The organism is Massilia genomosp. 1, from assembly GCF_011682185.1.
In the GTDB taxonomy this organism is placed as follows: Bacteria; Pseudomonadota; Gammaproteobacteria; order Burkholderiales; family Burkholderiaceae_D; genus Telluria_A; species Telluria_A rubra.
On sequence record NZ_WHJF01000428.1, the window covers coordinates 1 to 381 of the forward strand.

Here is a 381-nt window from a genome sequence, read left to right on the forward strand (position 1 = left end):
TCTTGCAAAACTGGCGTAACGCATGGGAACGGCTTGGCATCGCAAGCATAAAGGAGGGTGTGGGCGCACCCATTTCTGGCATGATGCAGTTTCTCAAGACTTCACCAAAACGCCCACACAATGGATGCTACCCGACGCGATCTGATCATGCAACGCTGGAATGCGATTCAACATGATGTGCTTCCCGAGTTGCGTGCCGAAGTCGGCGTCGTGACACCGAAACTGGCCCGCGTAGCGCATGTTCTTGAATGGGCTCGGGTGGAAGAATTTGTCGCTCACTCGTGGTGCGGCATTGGTCGGCCGCCACATGTCCGAGCTTGGTTGGCAAACGCCTTTGTTGCCAAGGCCGTACTCGGCATCGGCACCACGACTGGCCTGGTG

At 57.0% G+C, this 381-nt stretch carries 1 pseudogene; it reads left to right on the plus strand.

Going from position 1 to position 381, the window contains the following annotated elements:
* Positions 1–120: 120 nt before the first annotated feature.
* Positions 121–381 (plus strand): annotated as a pseudogene (locus F1735_RS34365) (IS5/IS1182 family transposase); the annotation flags it as partial.